At 63.4% G+C, this 24,966-nt stretch carries 11 protein-coding genes and 1 pseudogene; all 12 read left to right on the forward strand.

Translation table 11 applies throughout. From position 1 onward, the window contains the following. The first annotated feature begins 424 nt into the window (after positions 1–424). Positions 425–1,606 (forward strand): substrate-binding domain-containing protein, encoded by a 1,182-nt coding sequence (locus AB1462_RS23130; RefSeq protein ID WP_090405738.1) that lies wholly within the window; start codon positions 425–427, stop codon positions 1,604–1,606. A 205-nt stretch (positions 1,607–1,811) separates the two neighbouring features. Continuing rightward, the gene (locus AB1462_RS23135; RefSeq protein ID WP_367248005.1) at positions 1,812–14,075 is read left to right on the forward strand and encodes a filamentous haemagglutinin family protein; all 12,264 of its coding nucleotides are present in this window, start codon (positions 1,812–1,814) and stop codon (positions 14,073–14,075) included. A gap of 1,077 nt (positions 14,076–15,152) precedes the next feature. Further along, positions 15,153–15,482: pseudogene (locus AB1462_RS23140) on the forward strand (transposase); the annotation flags it as partial. Between the two features lie 59 nt (positions 15,483–15,541). Further along, positions 15,542–17,131 (forward strand): ShlB/FhaC/HecB family hemolysin secretion/activation protein, encoded by a 1,590-nt coding sequence (locus tag AB1462_RS23145; RefSeq protein WP_259194812.1) that lies wholly within the window; start codon positions 15,542–15,544, stop codon positions 17,129–17,131. A 24-nt stretch (positions 17,132–17,155) separates the two neighbouring features. Beyond that, positions 17,156–18,955, forward strand: coding sequence for a DUF2341 domain-containing protein (locus AB1462_RS23150; RefSeq protein WP_367248006.1), 1,800 nt, complete (start codon positions 17,156–17,158; stop codon positions 18,953–18,955). 11 nt (positions 18,956–18,966) lie between these two features. Next, entirely contained in the window at positions 18,967–19,392 is a 426-nt protein-coding gene (locus tag AB1462_RS23155) for a biopolymer transporter ExbD (protein WP_010211136.1), read from the forward strand. 3 nt (positions 19,393–19,395) lie between these two features. Continuing rightward, positions 19,396–20,100, forward strand: a complete 705-nt coding sequence (locus tag AB1462_RS23160) for an energy transducer TonB (protein ID WP_367248007.1) — start codon at positions 19,396–19,398, stop codon at positions 20,098–20,100. Positions 20,101–20,155: 55 nt separating this feature from the next. Beyond that, positions 20,156–21,856: a putative porin gene (locus tag AB1462_RS23165; protein WP_367248008.1), complete on the forward strand. Its 1,701-nt coding sequence runs from the start codon at positions 20,156–20,158 to the stop codon at positions 21,854–21,856. Positions 21,857–21,874: 18 nt separating this feature from the next. Then, positions 21,875–22,501 (forward strand): DNA repair protein, encoded by a 627-nt coding sequence (locus tag AB1462_RS23170; protein ID WP_090405714.1) that lies wholly within the window; start codon positions 21,875–21,877, stop codon positions 22,499–22,501. 20 nt (positions 22,502–22,521) lie between these two features. Further along, entirely contained in the window at positions 22,522–22,983 is a 462-nt protein-coding gene (locus AB1462_RS23175) for a YbjN domain-containing protein (protein ID WP_090405711.1), read from the forward strand. Beyond that, positions 22,980–23,921, forward strand: a complete 942-nt coding sequence (locus tag AB1462_RS23180; RefSeq protein WP_315338112.1) for a peptidylprolyl isomerase — start codon at positions 22,980–22,982, stop codon at positions 23,919–23,921. The genes AB1462_RS23175 and AB1462_RS23180 overlap by 4 nt, the downstream gene beginning before the upstream one ends. Positions 23,922–23,972: 51 nt before the next feature. Next, complete coding sequence (locus tag AB1462_RS23185; RefSeq protein WP_090405705.1) at positions 23,973–24,950, forward strand: LysR family transcriptional regulator; 978 nt, start codon at positions 23,973–23,975, stop codon at positions 24,948–24,950. Positions 24,951–24,966 lie beyond the last annotated feature (16 nt).

Below are 24,966 nucleotides of genomic sequence, written 5' to 3' on the forward strand. Positions count from 1 at the left end.
GGTGTATCAGCTACCACTGAGCTGACACCGCTATCGGGAGCAAGCCCCCTCCCACATTGGACCCTGTCTGTTCAGTTGATGTTGGGGCGGGCCGGTATCGCCAGACCCCAACCTCGGGTTCCTCATTCCGTCACATCCAGGCCCCGTGTCACAGCCCGCGCCGCCTTGACGAAACCCTCGCTGAAACCTCGCTGTCACCTGCCGCCAAACCGCTCAAAACCATGACCAAAACACCCGAGAATCTTTTTAAAAATCAAGCCCTTCCTCCCGAGGTTTTTTCCTTTTGCTGTCATCGGAAACTGCGAAATTTCCTACCCATGGCCTCACCCCTCGCCACCCCCGAGACACGGCCTGGGACCGAAGCCATGGCGTCATGCAAGAGCCATCTACCCCAACGTACAAACACGACGAAAGGAGATTCTTCATGTTTAAGCGCAACGTTCTCGCGGTATCCATGACCCTCGCTGCACTGTGCTCGGCACAGGCTGCAATGGCTGACATCAATGGTGGCGGCGCAACCCTGCCGCAAAAACTGTATTTGACGCCGGAAGTATTGCCTGCCGGTTTTGCCCCGTATATCGGTGTGGGCAGCGGCAAAGGCAAAATCGCGTTTCTGGAAAACAAGTACATCCAGTTCGGCACTGACACCACCAAGAACGTGCACTGGGCCGGTAGTGATTCGAAGCTGACCTCGACAGAGCTGGCCACCTACGCTACCGATAAAGAGCCGGGCTGGGGCAAACTGATTCAAGTACCTTCGGTTGGAACCGCGGTTGCCATCCCTTTCAACAAAAGCGGCACTGCGGCTGTTGACCTGAGCGTCAACGAGTTGTGCGGCGTGTTCTCGGGCCGTATTGCTGACTGGAGCGGCATCACCGGTTCTGGTCGTACGGGTGCGATCAAATTGGTTTACCGCAGCGAAAGCAGCGGCACTACCGAACTGTTCACTCGCTTCCTCAACGCCAAGTGCACGGCTGAAACCGGTACCTTCAACGTCACCACCACCTTCGGCACCAGCTACACCGGTGGCTTGCCTACCGGCGCCGTTTCCGCCACGGGTAGCCAAGGTGTGATGACGACCTTGTCTGGCACCGACGGCGGGATCACCTACATGAGCCCTGACTTCGCCGCGCCAACGTTGGCCGGTCTGGATGACGCGACCAAAGTTGCTCGCGTGGGCAAGAACGTCGCCACCAACACCCTGGGCGTTTCGCCAGCCGCCGCCAACGTCTCCGCCGCCATCAGCGCAGTACCGCTGCCTGCCACAACCGCGCGTGGCAACCCTGACGCCTGGGTGCCGGTGTTCGGTGCAACGACGGGCGGCGGTGTAGTGGCCTACCCATCGTCGGGCTACCCGATCCTGGGCTTCACCAACCTGATCTTCAGCCAGTGCTACGCCGACGCCACCCAGACCAGCCAAGTGCGAGAGTTCTTCACCAAGCACTACGGCGCATCCGCGAACAACGATGCGGCTATCGAAGCCAACGCGTTCGTACCGTTGCCATCCAACTGGAAACTGGCTATTCGCGGCAGCTTCCTGACCGCCAGCAACGCCCTGAGCATCGGCAACACCAACGTCTGCAACGGTAAAGGTCGTCCGCTGTAACCCACGCTTTCACCGACCTGCAACACCTGATCAGCAACGGCCTGTGCCGTTGCTGGTTTTTGCGTTTGTACGGGTTTTCGATCCGCTATCAGGCCTTTATGAACTTTGCATGACAGAAGTTCAGTCCCGCCCCTCGCCAACCGCCTAACCCTCATACGTGAGCCTGTCTTGCTCCCTGCGTGATAACAAAGAAGGAAGATCCCCGATGGTCCGCTGCAAATCACCGGTAAACCTGAAAGCCCAAGAAACTGTCCTGCGCCTCAAGCCCCTGGCCCAGGCCATTGCCTTGTTGATGGTGGCGGGCAATGCCCATGCGGCCACGGCGTTCAGTTCCAGCTGGTTTGCCGAGAAAGGTGCGAGCCAGGCGGCGACGGCGGCGCGGATCAGTGCCGGGCAGGTGCCGGGGGTTCCTTCGCTGAACCAGCAGGCACGGGTCAACCAGCAGTTGGCGCGTTCCATCAGCACCTTGAACACCAGCGTCGCGGCGATTGCGGCGCAGCAGGCAGCGCAAGCGGCGGGACGCCAGGCGGCGTTCGGCCAGGTCTCGACGATTCCCGATGGCCTCGGCAAAGGCGGCCTGCAGGTGGATAACAGCCTGACCCAGGGCTGGACCAACGCCAAGGGCCCGACCCAAACCCAGTCCGGTGGCAAGACCACGGTGAGTATCGAGCAGACCGCCGACAAGGCGATCCTCAACTGGGAGACGTTTAACGTCGGGCGCAACACCACGGTGGATTTCCAGCAGCAGTCCAGTTGGGCGGTGCTCAACCGCGTCAACGACCCCGATGCACGACCGAGTGAAATCCAGGGCCAGATCAACGGCGCCGGCACGGTGATGATCGTGAACCGCAACGGCGTGGTCTTCAGTGGCACCAGCCAGGTCAACGTACGCAACCTCGTTGCCGCCGCTGCGAACATCACCGACCAGCAGTTTACCCAAAGCGGTATTTACGTGGATGGTAACGGCACCCAGCCGACCTTCACCGACGCGGCGGGCAAGGTCGAAGTGCAGCGTGGTGCGCTGATCCAGACCCATAACCCGGCCACTTCGACGGATGCGGGCGGCTATGCCTTGTTGCTGGGTGCGGAAGTGGACAACGCCGGTACTATCAGCACCGCCAAGGGTCAGACCACCCTGGCCGCCGGCGACAGCTTCTACATCCGCAAGGGTGTCGGTACCACTGGCAACGACCGCTCCACCACGCGCGGCAATGAAGTGGCGACCAGCCTCAAGGCTGGCAGCAGCGCCGGCAAGGTCAGCAACAATGGTCTGATCATGGCGTCCACCGGGGACATCACCCTGACCGGGCACCAGGTGCAGCAAAATGGCGTGGCCCTGGCCAGCACGTCGGTGGACACCCGTGGCACGATTCACCTGCTCAATTCCGCCACCGATACCACTGGCAGTGTGACCCTGGGCGAGGGCAGTACCACTTCGATCCTGTTGGACAGCAGTGGCAGCACTGCGCTGAACAGCCAGCAAAGCAATGGCCTGATCAAGCTCGACGGCATGCCCGCCAACTTGATCACCGGGCAGTTCAACAACCTCAGTGCGGTGGCCGACCGTACCGACCAGTCGCGTATCGAGATCGTCAGCGGCGGCACCGTGGATTTCCAGCAAGGCTCGATCACCCTGGCCACCGGTGGGCAGGTCGCGGTCAGTGCCGCCGGGCGCAGCCTGGTGCGCGATGGGGCGATGATCGACGTGTCCGGGGCTGTCGGCGTCAAGGTGTCGATGGAATCCAACAACATCAAGATCAACGTACAGGGCAACGAGCAACGTGACGCGCCGGTCAACCGTGAATACGGGAAGTTGATCAACAACGATGTGTGGGTCGACCTGCGCGATCTGGTGTTTGTGCCCGCAGGCACCAACGGCTATGCAACGGATCGCTGGTACACCGCCGGCGGCCTGCTGGAAGTCGGTGGTTACCTTGGCACCCAGGGCCACTCGGTGGGTGAGTGGATGGCCCAGGGCGGCACCGTGACGTTTACCGGCAAGGATGTGGTGACTCAAAAGGGCGCGCAGATCAACCTCTCGGGCGGCACCGTGGACGTGCAGGCCGGGTATATCCAGCAGACCTGGCTCAAGGGCCCGGACGGGCGCCTGTATGAGCTGTCCAACGCGCCGGGGGACATTCTCTATTCCGGGTTCTACAAGGGTTATGAAGACACCAGCAAGCGCTGGGGCCAGACCGATTACTACTACAACCCGATGATCGCCAAGCAACGCCGTTTCGAGAGCGGTTACACGGTGGGCCGCGATGCGGGCAAGCTGGTGGTCGGCACCACCAGCGCGGTGCTGGAAGGCCAGGTGGTCAGCGATGTGTTCCAGGGCGATCGCCAGACCCAGGCGCCGAACATCAACCTCGACGGTTACCAGCAATCCCAGAAGGCCATGGCCCAGCGCGCGCAGTTGATCATTGGCGGGTACACGCCGGTCTACAACAAGACCACCGGCACTCTGCGTTATGCGCTGACCGGCACTGCCGATGAAGTGTTGATTGACCGCAACACGCAGAAAATCGCCGACGGCCTGGACCTCACCACCGCATTGCCGGCGGATCGCCAGGGCAAGATGGTGCTCGACAGTGATCAGCTCAATGGCTATCAACTGGGGGCGATCAAAGTCGGTGTGACGAATCAGATCAAAGTCGGTGTCACGCAACAGATCACCGTCAATGGTGCGCTCAATGTGGCGGACGGCGGCGATATCACCCTGTTCGGGCCTGTGGTCAACATCAACGCCAACCTCACGGCCCATGGCGGCACCATCAACTCGGGTAACATCCTCAATCAGGTCAATCTCAATTCCGGCAATGCGCTCGACGATGTGATCCTCGCGGGCAGCGGGCGGGTCGATGTGGCCGAAGGCGTCAAGCTGGACGCCACCGGGCGTTGGAACAACCTGATGCTGGACCCGAACAACCGCGAAGGCGTGGCGTATGTGAACGGCGGCAAGGTATCGCTGCGCGGCACCGGCAACGTGAGCCTGGCGGCCGGCAGTGTGGTGGATGCGTCTTCCGGGGCCACCCTCGGCGTGGATGGCAAGCTCGCCGGCGGCAAGGGCGGCGACGTGACGTTGGGCGCGCTCGGCTCCTTGGTGCTGGACGGCGAGATTCGCGGCTATGGTGTCAATGGCGGCGGCACCCTGGCGTTGCAGGCGCGCAAGGTACAGATCGGCGAGAGCGCCACCGCGCCCGACGGCGGTACCGTGCAACTGTCGGGCGATTTCTTCAACAAGGGCTTCTCGGCCTATGACATTACCGGCAACGAAGGGCTGCTCGTCACGAATGGCACTCAGGTGGATGTCACTACGCCGGTCTACCGTTTGGGCGAGCAGACGCTGGCCGCGCCGAGTGGCAGCGACCCCGCCACGGCCTTGGAGCGCTGGACGCCGGCGCTCTACCAGGAAAACCCGACCCAAGGCGTTCTGACCCAGCGTCGCGGTGCCAGCCTCACGTTGACGGCCGGCTCCAAGGATTCCACCGCCGCACAACTGGCGACCACCGCCCTGACCGTGGGCCAGGGCGCGGTGATCAATGTCGATCCCGGCCAGGGCATCAACCTGCGCAGCGTCGGCCAGTTGACCCTCAACGGCAGCCTGAATGCCTGGGGCGGCAGTGTCAGCCTGGGTGGCCTGAACCTGGCGCCGCAGGCCTGGGAACAGCCGATTGCCGCCGGTCATGACCGCTCGATCTGGGTGGGCGAGAACGCGCTGATCGACGTTGCAGCGCGCGCGGTCACGGCGGTGAGCAACCGAGGCAGCGTGTATGGCCAGGTCCTCAATGGCGGCAAGATCAGCATCGGTGGTGATATCAACCTGGCCACCGGCATTGCCAGCGCCGGCGATGTGTTTGTGGTGGTGCACGAAGGCGCGCGCCTGGAGGCGTCCGGTGCCCAGGCGGTGCTGGATGTTCCAGGCCAGGGTCGTGTGCCGGTCGCCAGCAATGGCGGCAGCATCAGTTTTGCGTCCAACAATGGTCTGTACCTGGACGGCAGCTTTGTCGCGCGTGCCGGGGGCGCCGGCGCGGCGGGCGGCAGCTTGTCGCTGGCGCTGGAAAGCCCCTATTACGCGAAAAACGCGGTGAACGACCGGGTGCTCAAGGTGCGCGAGCTGGTACTCAGCCAGACCCATCAACCTGGCGCCTTACCGACCGGCGCCAGCCTGGAGTACGGTCACGGCCGTCTCGGTGTCGACCAGATCACCGCTGGCGGTTTCGACAACCTGGCCCTGCTCAGCAACGGCTTGCTGAGTTTCGACGGCGATGTGTCGTTGAACATGGGCCAAAGCCTGCGGTTGTACAGCGCCAGTTACAACCTCAGCGAGGGGGCGGCGGCCAATTCGCGGGTCAGCCTGTCGGCGCCTTACTTGCTGCTGGCCGGCATTCTTGCGCCTGCGCAAAGCAGTAAGGAAGCCTATGTGCGTGCGGTGCCGCTGCTGCCCAATCCGTCGCCGCTGACAACGGCGGCGCAGTTGCGTGCCAGCGCCAACTTGATCGATGTACGCGGCAATGTGGTGTTTGGCAACAAGAGCAACGTGCCGCTGGCGAATAACGCTCAGGTCGCGGTCGAGCGTCGCGGGTTCGACAATGTGCAACTGACCAGCCAAGGCGACCTGCGCTTCCTGGCCGGTGCCGATGCGAATGTGATCTCACAGGGCATCAGCACGCAACTGGTGACCAGCGGCGACATGACCCTGCGCGCCGCGCAGCTGTACCCCGCGACGGAAGTCGGGGCGCGCGTGCTGGCGGGGTTTCAGAACGAGAACTCGGGTTTTGACCCGACGCGCACATTGAGTATCGAACGCATCGGCGACGCCACAGCCGCTGTACCGTATTCGGCCTTCGGTCGCCTGCAACTGGGCGGTGCCAATATCCGCCAGGGCGGCGTGGTGCGTGCGCCACTGGGGCTGATCGAAGTCGGCATCCTGAAGTCGGGCAAGGTTGAACTGTTGCCGGGTAGCCTGACCTCCGTGAGTGGCAAGGGCCTGGTGCTGCCTTACGGCGGCACGGTGGATGGTCAGGTCTATATGTACAACGGCAAGAAAGTCACATTCGTTGGCCAGGGCGCAACGGATAACGGCGGTGGTTTGTATATCGGGATGGTATTGGGTGGGCAGTCGGTGGCGGTGCAGCCGGAAGCAACGGTGGATTTGTCCGGCGGTGGCGAATTACTCGGGGCTGGGTTCATTTCCGGACGTGGCGGTTCTACCGATGCGCGCTACAACCCCTTGGTGCAGTTCGGCGCCACCGGCGGGTTTGTACTGCCGGGGCTGGCCTCCAACCCGATCTATGCGATTGTGCCGGGCGTACAACCGGGCTATGCGCCCGTGGCGCCGGAAGGCGGCGCGGTCGACCCGCTGATTGGCCAGCAAATCACGATCGGCGGCGGCATGCCGGGGCTTGCGGCGGGCACCTATACCCTGATGCCGTCCACCTATGCCTTGATGCCCGGTGCATTCCGGGTGGAAATCAATGGCCTGGCCGGGTTTGGTGGTGAAGGTGCAACCCAGCAGATGCGCAATGGCTCATGGTCGACGGCGGGGCGTCTGTCCATCGCCAATACCGGCATCGGCAGTAGCCTGTCGAGCCAGGTGATCCTGACCTCCGCCGATACCTTACGCCGATACTCACAGTACAACGAAACCGGTTACGCCCAATTCGCCGTGGCTGATGCGGCCAGGCTTGGCGTGCCCCGTGCCCTGCTGCCAGTGGATGCCAAGACCTTGAAACTGGCTTTGCGTCCGGGAGCAGGTGCGCAGGCCTTTTCGTTCCAGGGCACCGGTCGCTTCGAGGCCGCTGACGGCGGTTACGGCGGCACAGTGGCGTTGGTCAACACAGAAGGGGGGATTGGAAGGGACATCGAAATCGTGGCGGCGGGCAAGGGCGCCAGCAGTGGTTTCGACGGTATCAGCGTGCACGCGCAAAGCTTGAATGCCCTGGGCGCTTCACGTCTGGTGATCGGCGGGATGACGGTGGTTAATTACGGCCAGGCCGGCAACTATATTAACGTCGCCAGCGGCAGTACCAGCTCCATTATTCTACGCGACGGTGCCAACCTGGCCGCGCCGGAAGTGCTGCTGCTGACCGGCATCGGAAGCATCGTTGTCGAGCAAGGTGCCTCGATCAACACCATTGGCCGTGGCAAGGCCAGTTATGACGCCCGTGACGGTTTTGTCTATAACGTGGGGAACATGCTGGCGGTGTCCAACGGTTTGCTCAACGTAGTCGCCGCGCCGTCATTGGGCGAAGTCATCAGTGGGGGCATCCAGTTAGGCGTGTGCAACAGCGCGCCCTGCAGCGGCCAGACAGCCCTGTATTCCGAAGGCAGCATCGTTACCTTGACCGACAGCTCCCTGCAGATGGGCGATGAGGTGCGCTATGGCACCCGCCACCTGAACCTGGGCGTGTCCAGCATCAACGTCGGCAGCCCCGAAGCCCTGGCCGCTGCAGCCGCCAACAATCGCCTGCCGGTGGGTATGACCCTCAACCAGCAAGTGCTGGAACGCCTGCTGCGCGGTGACACCCAATTCGGCGCCCCGGCGCTGGAAACCCTTCAACTGTCGGCGCGTGACAGCTTTAACTTCTACGGCACCACCACCCTGGACACTTATGACGCCGTGACCGGCAAGTCGTTGCTGAGCAACCTGATGCTGTCCACGCCGGCGATCTACGGCTCTGGCGGTTTGAACGACGTGGCGACTATCCACACCGCCAACCTGATCTGGCAAGGTGCCGTCGCGCCGCCTGTGGCGGCGGTGACCGGCGGTGCCGGCAGCGGCAGCGGGCGCCTGGACATCAATGCCGAGCGTATCGAATTCGGCTATGGGGATTTTGCCCAGCCGAGCACGACCAAGACCTTCGACCGCCTCGCCCTGGGCTTTGCCAACGTCAACCTCAATGCTAGTGAGCGCATCACCGCCAACCACAAGGGCAGCCTCTCGGTGTACCAGAGCCAGGGCGCGTTTGATGCGATCAAGGGCTTTGCCTACAGCGGCGGCAACCTGAATATCCTCACGCCGCTGATGACCGGAGAAGCCGGTTCGGTCAACCGTATTACCGCTGGTGGTGCAATTGATGTGAGCGCTTCGCAGGGCACGGTGGGCAAGGTGGACGGTATCGGCGGCGAGTTGTCGTTGCAGGGCGACAGCCTGCGCCTGGCCAGTGCCGTGGTACTGCCCAGCGGCAAGGTGACCTTGGGTGCCCGTGGCGATGTGGTGCTGACCGACGTCGCATCGATTGATGTGGCAGGCCGTGCCATCCCCTTCAACGACCTGACCAAGTACAGCGCGGGAGGTGAAGTGCTGCTGGAAAGCCGCGCAGGTAATGTGCTGCAGGCGGCCGGTTCGACCATCGACCTGTCGGCGCAGCACAACCAGGCGGGCCGGTTGCGCGCAGTGGCCGTGGACGGCGCGGCGGGCATCGTCGACCTGTCGGGCAAAATCGTCGCCGGCAGCAGCGGTTACTACGATGCTGGCGGCACGCTGGTGCCGTACCTGGCCGGTTCGGTTGAAATCCAGGCCCAGCGGCTGGCTGCCAGTGGCACCCTGAGCGACCAGTTCGCCGCGCTCAACCAGCGCCTCAATCAGGGCCAGGTCTATGGTGCGCGCAGCTTCCAGCTCAAGCAGGGCGACCTGACCATCGGCAACGACGTCAAGGCCAACAACGTCAACGTCTCGATCGACAACGGCAGCCTGCGCGTGACCGGCCTGGTAGATGCCAGCGGTGAGCGCGTGGGCAGCATCAACCTGGCCGCGAAAAACGGCCTGACCCTCGACGGCAGCGCCGTGCTGGACGCCCATGGCACGCAATTACGCGTGGACAGCTACGGCAAGATCATCGACTCGCCCAACCGCGCCATCGTGGTCCTCAGCTCTGGCCAAGGCCAGTTGACCCTGGCCAATGGCGCGCGCATCGACCTGCGCCATGGCACCGAGGCCGCGACCGGCAATGACGGGCGCAACCGTGGCACGCTGGAGCTCAATGCGCCGCGCGTGGGCGGCGATGACATCGCCATCGACGCCAGTGGGCCGTTGACTATCCAGGGCGCGCGTTCGATTGCGCTCAACGGCATGAGAACCTACGACGATGCCCCGACCAAAACCGATGAAACGCCCAATGGGCGCCCCTACCAAGTGATTGATCAGGACTACCTCACGAAAGTCGTCGATCCAGCAAATACGAATTTCATCAACGCCGCGCGTGTTAACAGCAACTTGCTGCAGAAGCTCGCCGGCTTGAACAACGCAACTTACGGTGATGTTTTCCATCTGCGTCCCGGCGTAGAGATCATCAGCAAAACCCCGGACGGCGACCTGGTGGTGCAGGGCGACCTGGACCTCTCCAGCTATCGCTACGCCAGCCTCAAATCAACGGCCAAGACCGAGTCCGGCAGCCTGACCCTGCGCGCCGGTGGCGACCTGAATATCTATGGCAGCATCAACGACGGTTTTGCCGCGCCACCGCCCACCGACGATGACAATGGCTGGGTGCTGCGCGCCGGTATCGACTACACCGGCGGCACCGTGGTGGTACCGGGCAGCGGCGTGACCCTGGAGATGGGCACTGTGTTCCCTGCGGGCGCTGCGCTTAATTTCGATGTACTGACCAACCCCCTGTTTCTGCCGGCGGGCACCCGATTGCCCGTCGCGGCTACGCTCAAACAACCGTTGGTACTCCCGGCGGGTACGGTGTTGGCGGCGGCTGTTCGGGATGCCTCGGGCAATGTGCTGTTCGCGGCGGGCACGTTGCTGACTCAGAGCCAGACCCTCGCCATCGGCAGTGTCCTGGATGCCGGCAGCCTGTTGAGCACGTCAGCCAGTGTCGACGGCTTGATCTGGCCCAAGGGCGTGCCATTGGCCACCAAGGTGACGCTGACCGCCAGCCGAGTGCTGCCCCGGGGCGCCCTGTTGCCGTCGGGGACAGACGTGAAGCTGCCGGGCGGCGTGGAGTCGGTGACGTTGCGTGACGCCGGCCACCCAGGCAAGAACTGGGCAATTGCACCCATGCTGGAGGAGGGTGCGCAGTCGTGGTCGATTCGCCTGGTTGCGGGGGCCGACACTGAGGCAGCCGACAGTCGCCTGCTGCAACCGCATCCGGTAAGCGGCAATCTGCGATTGGCGGACAGTCATTATGGTATGTACGGACAGGCAGCTGTGGTCTGGACCGAAGAGGGGTCCGTCGGCTGGTTTGGCGATGACAGCATGACGGGGCAGCCTATTGATTTTGCTGGTATTAACTACCCGGAGGTGTGTACTGATTTTCCTGAGTTCTGCTCCACGCAAGGCGATGCCTATACCCTGGTTTCGGGTAGCAGCACCCGCTTCAGCGTAATACGTACCGGTGCAGCGGATCTGGATCTGCTGGCCGCCGGTAACCTGAGCATGGAGTCGCTGTTCGGTGTCTACACTGCCGGCAGCGCATCCGCCGGCACCTCCGCCAACGCCCCCTATAATCTCAAGCGCGCCTTGGGTAGCAATGACAAGGTTCTCGGGGACGCAGGGGCGAACGAAAAGCTGGTCAATGGTGGCACTGACAGCCTGTACCGCGCGTGGTACCCGGAGATGGGTGGCAATTTGCTGGTTAAAGCGGGTGGCAACCTGACTGGCAATATCACCAGCCCGTCGCTGATTAGCATCGGGCGTCCGTTAGGCGATCTCGGTGTGGACTCAACCAACGTCGGCAACTGGTTGTGGCGTCAGGGCAATGGCCTCAGTGGCAGCCAGGCGCAAGCCACCGCCTGGTGGATCAATTTTGGTTCCTATGTGGCAAGCCAGCGGTCGGACCAGATGGTCGGGTTCACCGGGTTCGGCACCTTGGGTGGCGGCAACCTCAATGTTGATGTCGGCGGCGATGCAGGGATCATCAGCCCTGTGTCGCCAACAGCCCAGAACGTCAGCGCCCGCAGCCAAGGCCTGGTATTGGCCGTCGGCAGCACCGGCCGCGTCGCCACCGATGGCAGCGTCCAACTGACCGGTGGCGGCGATCTGAACCTGCGGGTCGGCGGAGCGTTAAACCCAGCCAGCCAGATCAACACAGACCACCTCAATGGCGCACTGGTGAATACGCGAGGGCATGTACAACTCACTGGCGGCGCTCTGGGTAGCCTGACGCTGCTGTATGGTAACCAGGCCAGCTACCAGAGCCCGAGCGAAGTGCGCGCCTACGATCCGCTGCGTTCCACGTCCGCCAGGGCGGCTGGTGGTTTGAGCCTGTTGCCGGGTGACGCTACTTTCAGTCTGGCCACCCGCGGTGACCTGGTGTTGCAGGATGTCGCCGACCCGGGCCGCGCGCCGCAAGTCAACGCGTTGGCCTACGCGAGCGGTGGCATCAACGGGATTGGACACAGCTGGTTCAGTCTGTGGACCGACCGCACGGCGGTGGACCTGTTTTCCGCCGGGGGCAACCTCACGCCCCTGACCCAGACGCTGGACACCGACATGGCAGCCGTCTATCCCGCCACCTTGCGCGCCGTCGCCGCCAGCGGCAGCCTGTATTACGGCCGTGCATCAAGCGGTGACCCAAGTACGGTGCCGCCGCTCAGGGCAATGGTGCTGGCGCCTTCGGCCAACGGGCAACTGGAACTGCTCGCCGGCGACTCGATCTACGGCGGCGACCTGCCCATCAGCCGCTCCAGCGCAGCCCCGCAAAGCCTGGCGACGATTTTGCACCCGGCGTTTCTCGGCTTCCTGAGCAATCAGATCCCGGTAAGCGGTAGCGGTAATCTGTCCAGCGATGGCAGCAAAGCCACCTTCATGGTTTCCCCGCTGTTTGCCTTTGGCCCCAACACGGTCAGTATGGCCTGGGGTGACGCCCTGGAACCTGCACGTTTCTATGCGCTGAGCGGGGACCTGCTGGGCGTCAACAGTGGGCGCGCCCTCACGATCACGGGAGCGGGTGACGCTCGGCTCGGGCAAACCTTTTACGAAGGCGCAGGCCCGGTGTGGATGCAGGCCGGGCGCGATATTGTCGGCAGCGGCACGCGCTTGAGTGGTGCCAGCGGTGGTGTCACGGACACGGGGCAATACACCTTCATCGGCAACCTGTTCGTACACAACAGCCCCACCGATATCTCCATCGCCAGCGCTGGCCGCGACATCCTCTACAGCAGCTTTAACGTTGCCGGCCCCGGTACCCTGGAACTGACGGCGGGGCGCAACATCCAGATGGAAGACAAAGTCGCTGTGAACAGCCTGGGTGCTGTGGCGGCGGGCGATAGCCGCCCTGGCGCAAGCATTGTCATGCAAGCCGGCGCGGGCCTCAACGGCCCGGATTACCGTCGCTTCGTCGAGGCTTACCTAAACCCCGCCAACCTGGCGCAATCGGGTGAGTCGTTGCAGGGCAGCAAAGTCGCCAAGACCTACGAGAGTGAACTGGTGTCTTGGCTCACCGAACGCTTCGGCTTCGCCGGCGACAGCGAACAGGCCCGTACCTACTACGCTGAACTGCCCGCCGAACAACAACGGATCTTAGCCCGCGACGTGTACTTCGCTGAACTCAAGGCCGCCGGCCGTGAGTACAACCAGGACGGCAGTGTGCGCCAGGGCAGCTATGTGCGTGGTCGTGCCGCGATTGCCCGGTTGTTCCCCGAGACCGACGTGGCCGGCAACCCGATCACCTACAAAGGCGACATCACGATGTTCGGCGGCGCGGGCGTGCACACCAACTTCGGTGGCTCGATCCAGATGCTCACGCCGGGTGGCCGCCAGACGTTCGGCATCGAAGGCGCCGCACCGCCGTCCACGGCTGGGGTGATCACCCAGGGCGCTGGAGATATCCAGCTGTACTCCCTGGGCAGCATCCTGCTTGGCCAGAGCCGTATCATGACCACCTTCGGCGGCTCGATCATGGCCTGGACCGCTCAGGGTGACATCAACGCCGGTCGCGGCTCCAAGACCACCGTGGTGTACACACCGCCCAAGCGCGTCTATGACAACTGGGGCAACGTGAGCCTGTCGCCGTCGGTGCCGAGTACCGGTGCGGGGATCGCCACGCTCAACCCGATCCCGGAAGTACCGGCGGGGGATATCGACCTGATCGCACCGATGGGCACCATCGATGCGGGGGAGGCGGGCATTCGTGTGTCCGGTAACGTCAACATCGCCGCCTTGCGGGTGGTGAACGCGGCGAACATCCAGACCCAGGGCAAGTCGTCCGGGGTACCGGTGTCGGCCACGGTCAACACTGGCGCCATGAGTTCAGCCAGCGCGGCGGGGGCGGCAGCGTCCCAGGCCGCAGAAGACGCGGCGCGCAGCCAGCAGGCGGCGGCCAAACAGGGCCGGCCGTCGATCATGACCGTGGAGGTGCTGAGCCTGGGCAGCGAGCCGTTGCCGCGCGATCCGGAGCCGCAGCAGAAAAACTCCAGCTACAACCCCAACAGCCCGGTGCAGGTGCTGGGCGCGGGGCCGCTGAGTGAACAGGCGCGGGCGCGGTTGACGGATGAGGAACGCAGGCAGATCAGTTTGTAGAACTTCAGAAGGACCTCTCGATGTACCGTTCGGGGCGATCAGTGATCGCCCCATTTTTTTGGGGGAAGCAGAAGGGCTGCGAGCTTATAGCCGAGCGGTATTGGGGGGGACTCGGTTAAAACTGTAGGTGCGACGACTCTCTAACGGGTGCCCCGTGACTGGAATGTGGGAGGGGGCTTGCTCCCGATGGCGGCCTTTGGGCCGACCATTTGTTGGAGTTGGAATGAGTACATATCCATTGCTGCTGTAACGGCCACTTATGGTTTCGCTCTTACAGCGACTCACTTTTGGAGAGGCCCAAAAGTAAGCAAAAGGCCTTCGCGGTATGACTCACCCACATGGGCCATCCCTGGCCCAGGACGGCTAACCCGGCGTCCTGCCGGGTTACCCACGGATTCAAGCCTGCGTTCGGCCAGCGTGGTTGACGGGGCGCCTAGGATCAAGATCAAAAGCCAGAGCAAAAGCAGAGCAAAAGCAGACCGAGGTCCATCTGATATATGGAGATCCAAATGTGGGAGGGGGCTTGCCCCCGATAGCGCCGGGTCAGTTAAAAAATAAGTGACTGACACTCCCTCATCGGGGGCAAGCCCCCTCCCACATTTACCGAGTACACCAGACCCAACTCCGGTCGGCTCCAGGGCCGCACATGCCGCCCCAGAAAAATTGCCCCCCTCACAATCCCAAATGAAGCTTTCATGACAAAAGTTCGGTAGCTCACAGCCACTTCCGTCTTGCCTATGTAACGCGCTGGAGGCCGCCACAAGCCGCCTCCCCAGCCGTCAGCGGGACGCCAGGAGTGGGGCAATGGGAACTATGGAACGTTACTCGAAAGTAGGCATGCAAGAGCTCGATCAGCGCCTGTCGAAGATCGTTGAAGCCGCGCGCAAGAAGCCGGTTTCGGTGTACCGCTACGGCGCGCCGTGGGTGTGGATCGTCTCCCAGGACGACTGGCAGGGCGCCTTGAAGGAAGTGTCCAGCTACATCCCGGCGGGGCATTCGCTGGTGTTGTTGCGCCCGCAGATCGAAGAGGTGCTCGAGCAGCATCGCGACCTGCTCCAGGTCGAGCCGGGCATGTTGATCGCGCCGCAGACCGTGGTGCAGATCCTGCTGCTGCAACTGCTGTATTCGGTACCCAGCGAACAGCAGCTGCACGAGCAACTGAACTACAACCTGCTGTTTCGCTGGTTCGTCGGCCTGGAGCTGAACCAGAAGGTGTGGAGCATCCACGTCCTGCAGCGCGACATCGCCAGCCTGTTGAACAACCCGCAGGCCGTGCAGTTGATCCAGACCATCATCGGTGAAGTGTTCTGTGGCGCCTTGCTGCACATGCCGGAGTTCTCCCTGAACTTCGCCTTGCTGCACACCTGGCTGGCGCGGCACAGCCATCTTTCGACCAGCAGCAATTGAGCAGGCCAGACGCCGTGCAATCGGCGACGGCGCAAAATCTTAGACAGTTAGGGGGCGGTGTGGAGCATCTGTTCAAATCAACGCTGGCGTTGTGCTGCCTGACGCTGGGCGTCCTGGCGCAACCGGTGTGGGCCGAAGAGGGCGAGCAAGCCCCGGCGCGCAAGGTGGACGTCAACGAGTACTTCGTGCGTGGCAATACCGTGCTCGATGCGGCGACGATCGAGGAGGCGGTGTACCCGTTCCTCGGCCCGCAAAAGACCCTGGACGATATCGAAGGCGCACGCGATGCGTTGCAGAAGATCTATCAGGCGCGTGGTTACCAGTCGGTGTTTGTCGAGCTGCCGGAGCAGAAGGTCGATGACGGCATCGTCTATCTGCAGGTCAGCGAAACCAAGGTGGGCCGCGTGCGTGTGGTCGGCGCCAAGCACTACTCGCCGGTGGAGATTCGCGACGAAGTGCCGGGGCTCAAGGAAGGCGCGGTACCGGATTTCACCACGGTGCAAACCCAACTGGCCGGGCTCAACCGCAGTGCCGGTCGGCAGGTCACGCCACTGGTACGCGAAGGCCAGCGCCCCGGCACCATGGACGTGGATCTGCAGGTCGAAGACCAGAACCCCTGGCACGCCAGTATCGGCCTGAACAACGATTACAGCGCCGACACCGAGAAACTGCGCTCGGTCGCCACCCTGGGCTACGACAACCTCTGGCAACTGGGCCACAGCATTTCCCTGACCTACTTCACCGCGCCCCAGGACACCGCCAACGCCAAGGTCTGGTCGGGCTCCTACAGTGCGCCGCTGGATGAGCGCTGGACCTTGCAGTTCTCCGGTTACCAGTCCGACAGCAACATCGCCACCATCGGCGGCAGCAACGTGTTGGGCAAGGGCCACTCCTACGGCGTGTCCGCCATCTACAGCTTGCCGGCGGCGGGCAACTGGGCCAACTCGTTCTCGTTCGGGATCGACTTCAAGGACTTCGACGAGCAGATGAAGTTCGGCTCCAGCAGCGACCAGGTGCCGCTCAAGTACGCACCGTTCACACTGGGCTACAACGGCTATCGCTACACCGAGCAATCCCAGCTGGGGCTGGGCTTGAACCTGGTCGTCGGCACCCGCGCATTCTTTGGCTACGGCAGCGACGCCGAAGAGTTCGATTACAAGCGCTACAAGGCCAGTGCCAGTTTCGCCGTGCTCAAGGGCGACCTGAATTACACCTACACCTTCGCCAACGATTGGCAGTCGGCCTCCAAGGGGGCTTTCCAGCTGGCCTCCGGGCCGCTGGTGTCCAACGAGCAGTATTCCGCCGGCGGCGCCACCTCGGTGCGCGGTTACCTGGCGGCCGAGCGCACCGGGGACGAGGGGTATTTGCTCTCCCAGGAACTGCGCACGCCGTCCCTGGCCAAGTTCCTCGGCAGTTATGTGCAGGAGTGGCGCTTCTATGCGTTCGCCGAAGGCGCGCGCATGCGCCTGCACGACCCGCTGCCCGAGCAAGAAGATGAATACAGCCTGGCCAGTGTCGGCCTTGGCACCCGTGCCAGTTTGAGCAAGTGGTTGTCCGGCAGCCTGGATTGGGGTTACCCGCTGCTCGATGGACCGAACACCCAGAAACAGGACTCGCGACTGCACTTCAGTGTGCAGGCGACTTTCTGACTTTTTCTTCCGGAGACTTCACCCATGCAACGCCTATTCCTGAGCCTGTTGATCTGCCTGGGCTTCGCGCTCCCGGCCACCGCCCATGCCTGGTGGCAGGACGATTGGCACTACCGCAAACAGATTTCGGTGGACACCACCGCCCAAGGCGCCGCGATCAATCAGGCCCTGGGCCGCACCGCGTTGCTGGTGCGCCTGCACACCGGCAACTTTACCTTTGACGGGGTCAAGGATGACGGCAGCGACCTGCGCTTTGTGGGTGCCGATGACAAGACCGTGTTCAATTACCAGATCGAAAGCTTCGACCCATTGATGGGCATGGCGCTGATCTGGGTCGATGTGCCCAAGGTCGAAGGCGGCCAGCGCCAGGACATCTGGATGTACTACGGCAACCAGAAGGCCCCGGCCACCGCCAATGGCCAACTGACGTTTGATCCGAATTACACCGCGCTCTACCACTTTGACGGTGCCAACGGCACACCGGCCCGCGACACCACGGCCTACGCCAACACGGCGCTGAACGCCACCGGCGCGAGTATCGACGGCGTGATCGGCCGCGCCTTGCAGTTCGGCGGCCAGCCGCTGATGTTGCCGGCCAGCCCGTCGCTGCAACACACCGCCGGCGCTGCCTTCACCTTCAGCGCCTGGCTGCGCCTGGACCAGGCCAGTGGCGAGCAAATCGTGTTGGCCCGGCGTGACGGCCCCCACAGCCTGTTGCTGGGCCTGAACCAAGGCACGCCGTTTGTGGAGATCGACGGCCAGCGCGTCGTGTCGACCCAGCCGCTGAACCCTGGCCAATGGCAGCACCTGGCGTTCACCGCCGAGGGCGAAAAAGTCACGCTGTATGTGAATGGCCGTGAAACCGCCAACCTCGCCGTGGCCATGCCCGCGTTCAATACGCAGTTGGCGGTCGGCGCCGACTTGCCGGACGCCGGCAGCACGCACCTGCCGTTCGCCGGGGCCATGGATGAGCTGCGCCTGTCCAAGGTGGCACGCCCGGCCGCGCTGTTGCTGGCTGACGCGAGTGCCCAGGGCGCCGAGTCGAAACTGGTGGCCTACGGCGTGGATGAAGAACAGTCCGGCATGGGCTTCGGCAGCCTGGGCTTTTTGCTCAACGCCGTGCCGGTGGACGCCTGGGTGATCATCCTGGTGCTGGTGGCGATGATGTTCCAGTCGTGGGTCATCATGCTGCGCAAGAACCGCCAGGTCAGCCGTCTGAGCAGTGCCAACCAAGTGTTCCGCGAGCACTTCGCCCAGATCGGCACGCGCCTGGAGATGTATGCCGACGACGCGCAGTTGGCTGAGCGCCTGAGCCATTCTTCGCTGTGGCGCCTATACCTGGTGGCGGTCAAGGAGATCCGTACCCGCCGTGCCCAGGGCGCCGACACCTCGTCGGTGTCGGCGGCCACAATCGAAGCGATCCGTTGCTCCATGGACGGTGTACGCACCCGTGAGAACCAGGCCCTGAGTGCCAAGTTGTCGACCCTGTCCAACGCCATCGCCGGCGGCCCGTACATCGGCCTGCTCGGTACGGTGCTGGGGATCATGGTGGTGTTCCTCGGCACGGCCATGGCCGGCGACGTGAACATCAACGCCATCGCCCCAGGCATGGCGGCGGCCTTGCTGGCCACGGCCATGGGCCTGTTTGTCGCGATCCCCGCGTTGTTTGGCTACAACCGCCTGATCACGCGCAACAAGGAAGTCAGCGCCGACATGCGCGTGTTCGTCGACGAGTTCATCACCCGCCTGGCGGAGATGCACGGCGAGAGCCAGCACAGTGAAGCCGCGCACCGCCGCGACCATCACGCATCGGTTCCGGCCTGAGGAGAATCGCCATGGCTTCCGTAAATGCCTCCCACGACGATGACGATGATGCCGCCGTCGACAGCATCAACATCACGCCCCTGGTGGACGTGCTGATGGTGGTGCTGGTGATGTTTATCCTCACCGCCACCGCCCAGGTTTCTGGGATCCAGATTCACCTGCCCAAGGCCAGCGCCTCGGTGTCGCTGTCGGAGGCCAAGACCAAGGCCATCTCCGTGAACGACGGCGGCCAGGTGTTCCTCGATGCTTACCCGGTGACCCTCGGCGAACTGGAAGAACGCCTGCGCATCGAGAAAGCGCTGAACCCGGACTTCCCGGTGATCGTGCGCGGTGACGCGATGGTGCAGTACCAGAAGGTCATCGAGGTGCTCGACCTGCTGCGTCGGCTGGAGCTGTCCCAGGTCGGGCTGGTCACCGGCAAACCGAGCCAGGGCTGAGTCATGACCGCACAGATCCCGATCGCGCCATTGCCCGTGAAGAACAAACCGCCGTTGCGCCCGTTGAAGTGGGGCGCCGGCCTGTTGCTGGGCGCCGTGGCGGCCTGGTTTCTCTGGCAGTGGGCCAATGACATGAGTGGCGTACGCCGTGAAGCGCCGAAGGTGCCGACGATTATCCCGTTGCCGCCACTGCCGCCGCCACCACCGGAAAAGCCCAAGGAGCCCGAGCCTCAGGTTGAAGAGAAAGTCCCGGAGCCGGTGCCGAGCCCCGAGCCCGAAGCGGTCAAGCCAGCCGAGGAAGCACCGCCGTCACCGAATGAAGACCTGGCCAACCCGATGCAGATCGACGGCGATGCGCAGTCCGGCAATGACGGCTTCAACATCGGCGCTGGCAAGGGCGGCGGCATGGCCGGCAATGGCGGCGGCGGGCTGGGGACCGGCACTTACAAGCAGTACCTGGCCGGTACGTATCAGCGCCTGATGCGCGAAGACCCGGAGCTGCGCAAGAAGGCCTTTGCGATACAGATCGACCTGTGGTTGGGCGCCGAGGGCCAGGTCACCAAGGCCGTAGTGGCCAAGTCCAGCGGGGATGCCGACACCGACGCCCAGATGCTCGCACTGGTCCGTGCGCCGCGCGCCACCCAGAAACCTCCGGCGTCGCTGACGCTGCCCATGCGCCTGTCCCTCAAGGGCCGGCGCCCGGATTGACCGCATACGTTTTCAACGACTTTTTATCAACGGTTTTTACAGGAGTTGCGTACACATGATTTCCCCCGTGAATCGACTGACCCTGGCGGTTGGCATGGTCATCGCGACCCTGGTCGGGCAAGCGGCGGCAGCCCCGGTTGCGCCTTCGGAAAACGTCACCATCAACCTGATCCGCCTGCTGGTGCAGCAAGGTGTGCTGACCCAGGACACCGCCAACGGGCTGATCGCCCAGGCCGAAAAAGAAGCCCAGCAGGCCCGCCAGGCCAACGCTGCGCCGGTGGTTGCCAGCGGCCCGGCGACCGCGCCCGGCGATGTGCGTGTGCAGTACGTGCCGCAGGCGGTGCGCGACCAGATTCGCGACCAGGTCAAAGCCGAAGTCATGTCCACCGCCAAGCAGGAAAACTGGGCGCAGCCCAATACCTTCCCCGACTGGATCTCGCGCATCAGCTTTGATGGCGATATCCGTCTGCGCGACGAGTCGCGCTACTTCTCCGGCCGCAACGACAACACCATCACCGACTACGCCAAGCTCAATGACACCGGCCCGTACGACGTCAACAAAAACTCCAACAGCAAGTTCCCGCCGCTGATCAACACCCGCGAGGACCGCGAAAACCTGTTCCGCCTGCGGGCACGCCTGGGCATGAAAGCGGTGATCTCGCCGGAATGGACCGCCGGCATTCGTATCGCCACCGGCTCCGACAATAACCCGGTGTCCACCACCCAGACCCTGGGCGGCGGCTTTGGCAAAAAGGACATCTGGCTCGACCAGGGTTACCTGAGCTGGAAAACCACCGACTACATGACGTTGACCGCCGGGCGTATTGGCAACCCGTTCTACTCCACCGACATGATGTATTCCAACGACCTCAACTTCGACGGTGTGGCCGCGATCTTCAATCACAGCCTCAACAGCGAGTGGGGCCTGTTCGGTACCCTCGGCGCGTTCCCGGTCGAATACACCTCCGACACCGCCAGCACCAATGGCATCGACAAGGAAGACAGCGACACCAAATGGCTGTTTGGCGGGCAGATTGGCGCCGACTGGAAGATCAACCGCAGTAACCGTCTCAAGCTCGCCGCTGCCTACTACCAGTTCCAGGACATCGAAGGCGAGCGCTCCAGCCCTTGCTCCACCTGGCAGGGCGCGGCAGGTTGCGACACCGACGGCACACGCGTGGCCTTCATGCAAAAAGGCAACAGCGTATTCAACCTGCGCAACAACACCACCAGCCCGGCTGATCCTGTCCGCACGCCCGACCCGCAATACGTAGGCCTGGCGTCCAAGTTCGATGTGCTGGACCTCAACCTGGTCTGGGACAGCGAACTGCCGAGCGACTTCAAGCTGCGCAGCCAGGCCAACTTCATCCACAACCTGGCCTACGACAAGGGCGAGATGCTCAAGCGCAGCGAAGGCGAGATCGTCAACAACCTCAACAGCAATGGCCAGTTTGAAAGTGGCGGCAATGCGCTGATGGTCTCGTTCACCCTCGGCAGTGCCCTGGAAATGCGCAAGCGCGGCGACTGGAACGTGTTGGCCGGCTACAAGTACATCCAGCCGGACGCCTTGCCCGACGGCTTCAACGACTCGTCGTTCCACCTGGGCGGCACCAACGCCAAGGGTTATTTCATCGGCGGCAACTACGGTATCGACAAGAACATCTACGCCAGTGCGCGTTGGTTAAGCGCGTCCGAAGTGTATGGCCAGCCGTTCGAAGTCGATGTGATGCAACTGGAACTCAACACGCGCTTTTGATGCGCAGGGAGATGCCACATGAACACGCGAATCTGCGCGCTGTTACTGCTGCTGGTCACCACCGGCGCTTCGGCCGAAGGCATGGAGGAGCGCCTGCGTACGCAATTGCGCAGCACCACCCAGCAATTGCAGGCGCTGCAAAGCGAACAGGCCCAGGCCAGTGCCGCACGGCTGGCCGCCGAAAACCAGGCCAAGCAGGCCCAGGCGCAAATCAAGCAGCTGACGGCCGAGCTGGAAAAAGCCCGTGGCACCGCCGAGCAATTGGCCGGCCAGCAACAGAGCCTGCACAGCCAGGCGCAAGCCCAGGTGGCGGCGAGCAACGAGCAGATCGGCAAATTCAAGAAGGCCTATGACGAACTGCTGGTGCTGGCCAAGGGTAAAGAAGCCGAGCGCGCGCGCCTGCAGGCGGCCTTAAGCGAACGTGACACACAAGTGCAGCAATGTTCAGTCAAGAATCAACAGATGTACGGCGTGGCCCAGCAACTGCTCGCGGCCTACGAAAAAATCGATGTGGCCGAGGTGATGAGCATTCGCCAGCCCTTCGCCAGCAGCGCACGGGTCAAGTTCGAAGAACTGGCCCAGGGTTTTGGCGACGATCTGTACAAGAGCCGTTTTGATGCGCCCCAGGCAGCTGCCAATCACTGATAGACAAGGAAGAGATCACCATGAGCGAATTGATCACCAGCGTCACCGTCCAGAGCCTCACCGAACTGTTGCAGGACGCCGGCTACCGGGTTAACCAGAGCGAACAGAACGGTATCGTGCAATTGCTCAGCGCCAGCCAGGGCATCGGCTTCGCCGTGCGCTTCGGTAACCCGGCGGCGGAGCAGGGCAGCTATGTGGATTTCACCTACAGCTGCGCGCTGCGAGTGCAGGGCGAGTTGCCCGAAGGTCTGGCCCCGGTATGGAACGCCTCGCGGCGCTTTGCGCGGTTGTCGGTGCAGGGTGAGTTCCTGCTGATGGAAATGGACGTGGTGGTGGCCGGGGTTGGCGCCACGCACCTGCGCAGCCAGCTGGAGTTGTGGGACCGCCTGTTGCAGGAATTTATCGTCTACCTGCGTGAGTACAGCCAGCAGGCCGCGCAGTTGCAGGCCGCGGCGGTGGGCGAAGAGGCACCGGTCCTGTGAAAAAGCCAACCCTGATGGTCGGCGCGGGTGCGTTGGCCTTACTGGTGGTGGCGGTGGGCTTGAGCCTGCGACCGGGCAGTGACCCGGTGGCGGCGCAGCAACCGGCGCCGGTGATCAATTCCGCGCCGAGCGGGCCAGCGGTGGCACGTTTGGGCAATCAGCAGATCGACCTGCCGGAGCTGAAAAGCGTGCTGGCCAGCCTGCCGGCCGAATCCCGCGAGCAACTGCGCGGCAACCGTGGCGCCCTGGAAACCTGGATTCGCTCGAGGCTGGCGCAAAAGGCTGTGCTCGAACAGGCCGACGCCCAGGGTTGGCGCCAGCGCCCGGAGGTGGAGCAGCAGACCCGCGCCGCCACCGAGCAGATTGTGTTTCGCGACTACATGCTGTCGGTCAGCCAGGTGCCGGCCGACTACCCCAGCGCCGCCGAACTGCAACAGGCCTACGACAGTGGCAAGGCGCAGTGGGTCACGCCGCCGTTGTACCGGGTGAGCCAGATTTTCCTCGCGGTGAATGACCCGCAAAACCTCGACGCGGTACGTCGTCAGGCCCAGGACCTGAGCCGCAAGGCCCAGGCCGCGCCGGCTGATTTTGCCGCCCTGGCCACGCAGTTTTCCCAGGACCCCGACAGCGCCGCGCGCGGTGGTGACTCGGGGATGCAGCCGTTGCAGCAACTGGTGCCGGAAGTGCGCGGCGCGGTGGCGCGGCTCAAGGTCGGTGCGGTCTCCGACGTGGTGCAAAGCCCGGCCGGGTTCCATGTGCTCAAGCTCATCGGCCAGCAGCCGGCGCGTACCGCCACCCTGGACGAACTGCGTGAGCGGCTGACCCAGGCCCTGCGTGCTCAGCGCCAGGAGCAGATCGCCAAGGCCTACCTGGAAGGCATGCTCAACACCGCGACCTTGAGTATCGACGGCGCCGAGTTGAACAAAGTGCTGGAGTAACGCGCGTCAACCCGCATTGGATGCACAGACCAACAAGACAGGGAGTCTCCCATGGCATTTCTCGAACCGTCTGCCCCTCAAGGGCCCACTGCTTATCGTGCACCCTCTGAGCCACGCAGTGCCTGGCTGGCCCTGGCCACCGAGATCGACCCGGAGGTGGCGCACTACTTTCTGGTGAGTGCGCGCTGCGGCTGTTTCATGCAGGCCGCGCGCAGCCTGAATGTCAAGGCGACGCTGCTGCGCAAGCGCCTGGCGCAGCTGGAAGAACACCTGCGTCATTCGCTGTTCAGCTACCAGGGCAACGGCCTGGTGCTCAGCCGCGACGGCCAGCAATTGCAGGCCCAACTGATCGCCCTGGCCCATGAACGGCGCCTGCCGGCGGTGGAGCAGCCGCTGATTCGCCTGGCGGTGGCCGAACCGATCCTGCACGACATCCTCGGCCGTGATCTGATCGCCTTGCTGCGCCGCAATGCCAGCGTGCGCCTGGAGATCATTTCCATTGACAGCCAACTGTCCCTGCAATCGGTGGACGTGGATGTGGTGCTGTGGCTATCGGACACCGATGGCCCGGTGCCCGGCCCGAGCTTTGTCACCGAACCGCCACGGGCGCTGGCGCGATTGCAGTACCTGCCGCATATCGCCAAGCGCTATTCACGGCTGATCACGCGCCCGGACAGCGTGGAAGACCTGGATGACTACATGCTGGTGCAATGGCAGCCGGACGCTCAGGTCAACGCCCTGCAGCCGTGGAACCAGGTGGTGGAACAGCGCCTGGCGGCGGTGGTGCAGGTGCATGCCTATTCGCTGATGCTGGAGATGATCCGCTGCGGCGCCTGTATCGGTCTGCTGCCCCATTACATGAGCAGCTTCGACCGTGGACTGGTGGCGTTGCCGGGGTTGCTGGCCGACAGCATGCAGCGCCAGGTGTGGCTGGCGGTGAATGCCCAGGTGCGCCACCCCGAGGCGGTGCAGATGATTGTGGCGTTGATCGTCAGCACGTTCGAGGGGCGGCGGGAGTGGTTTGATTAGCGCGGCAGTGGACGGC

The sequence above is a fragment of the Pseudomonas sp. SB113 genome (genome assembly GCF_040754745.1).
GTDB classification, from domain to species: Bacteria; Pseudomonadota; Gammaproteobacteria; order Pseudomonadales; family Pseudomonadaceae; genus Aquipseudomonas; species Aquipseudomonas grimontii.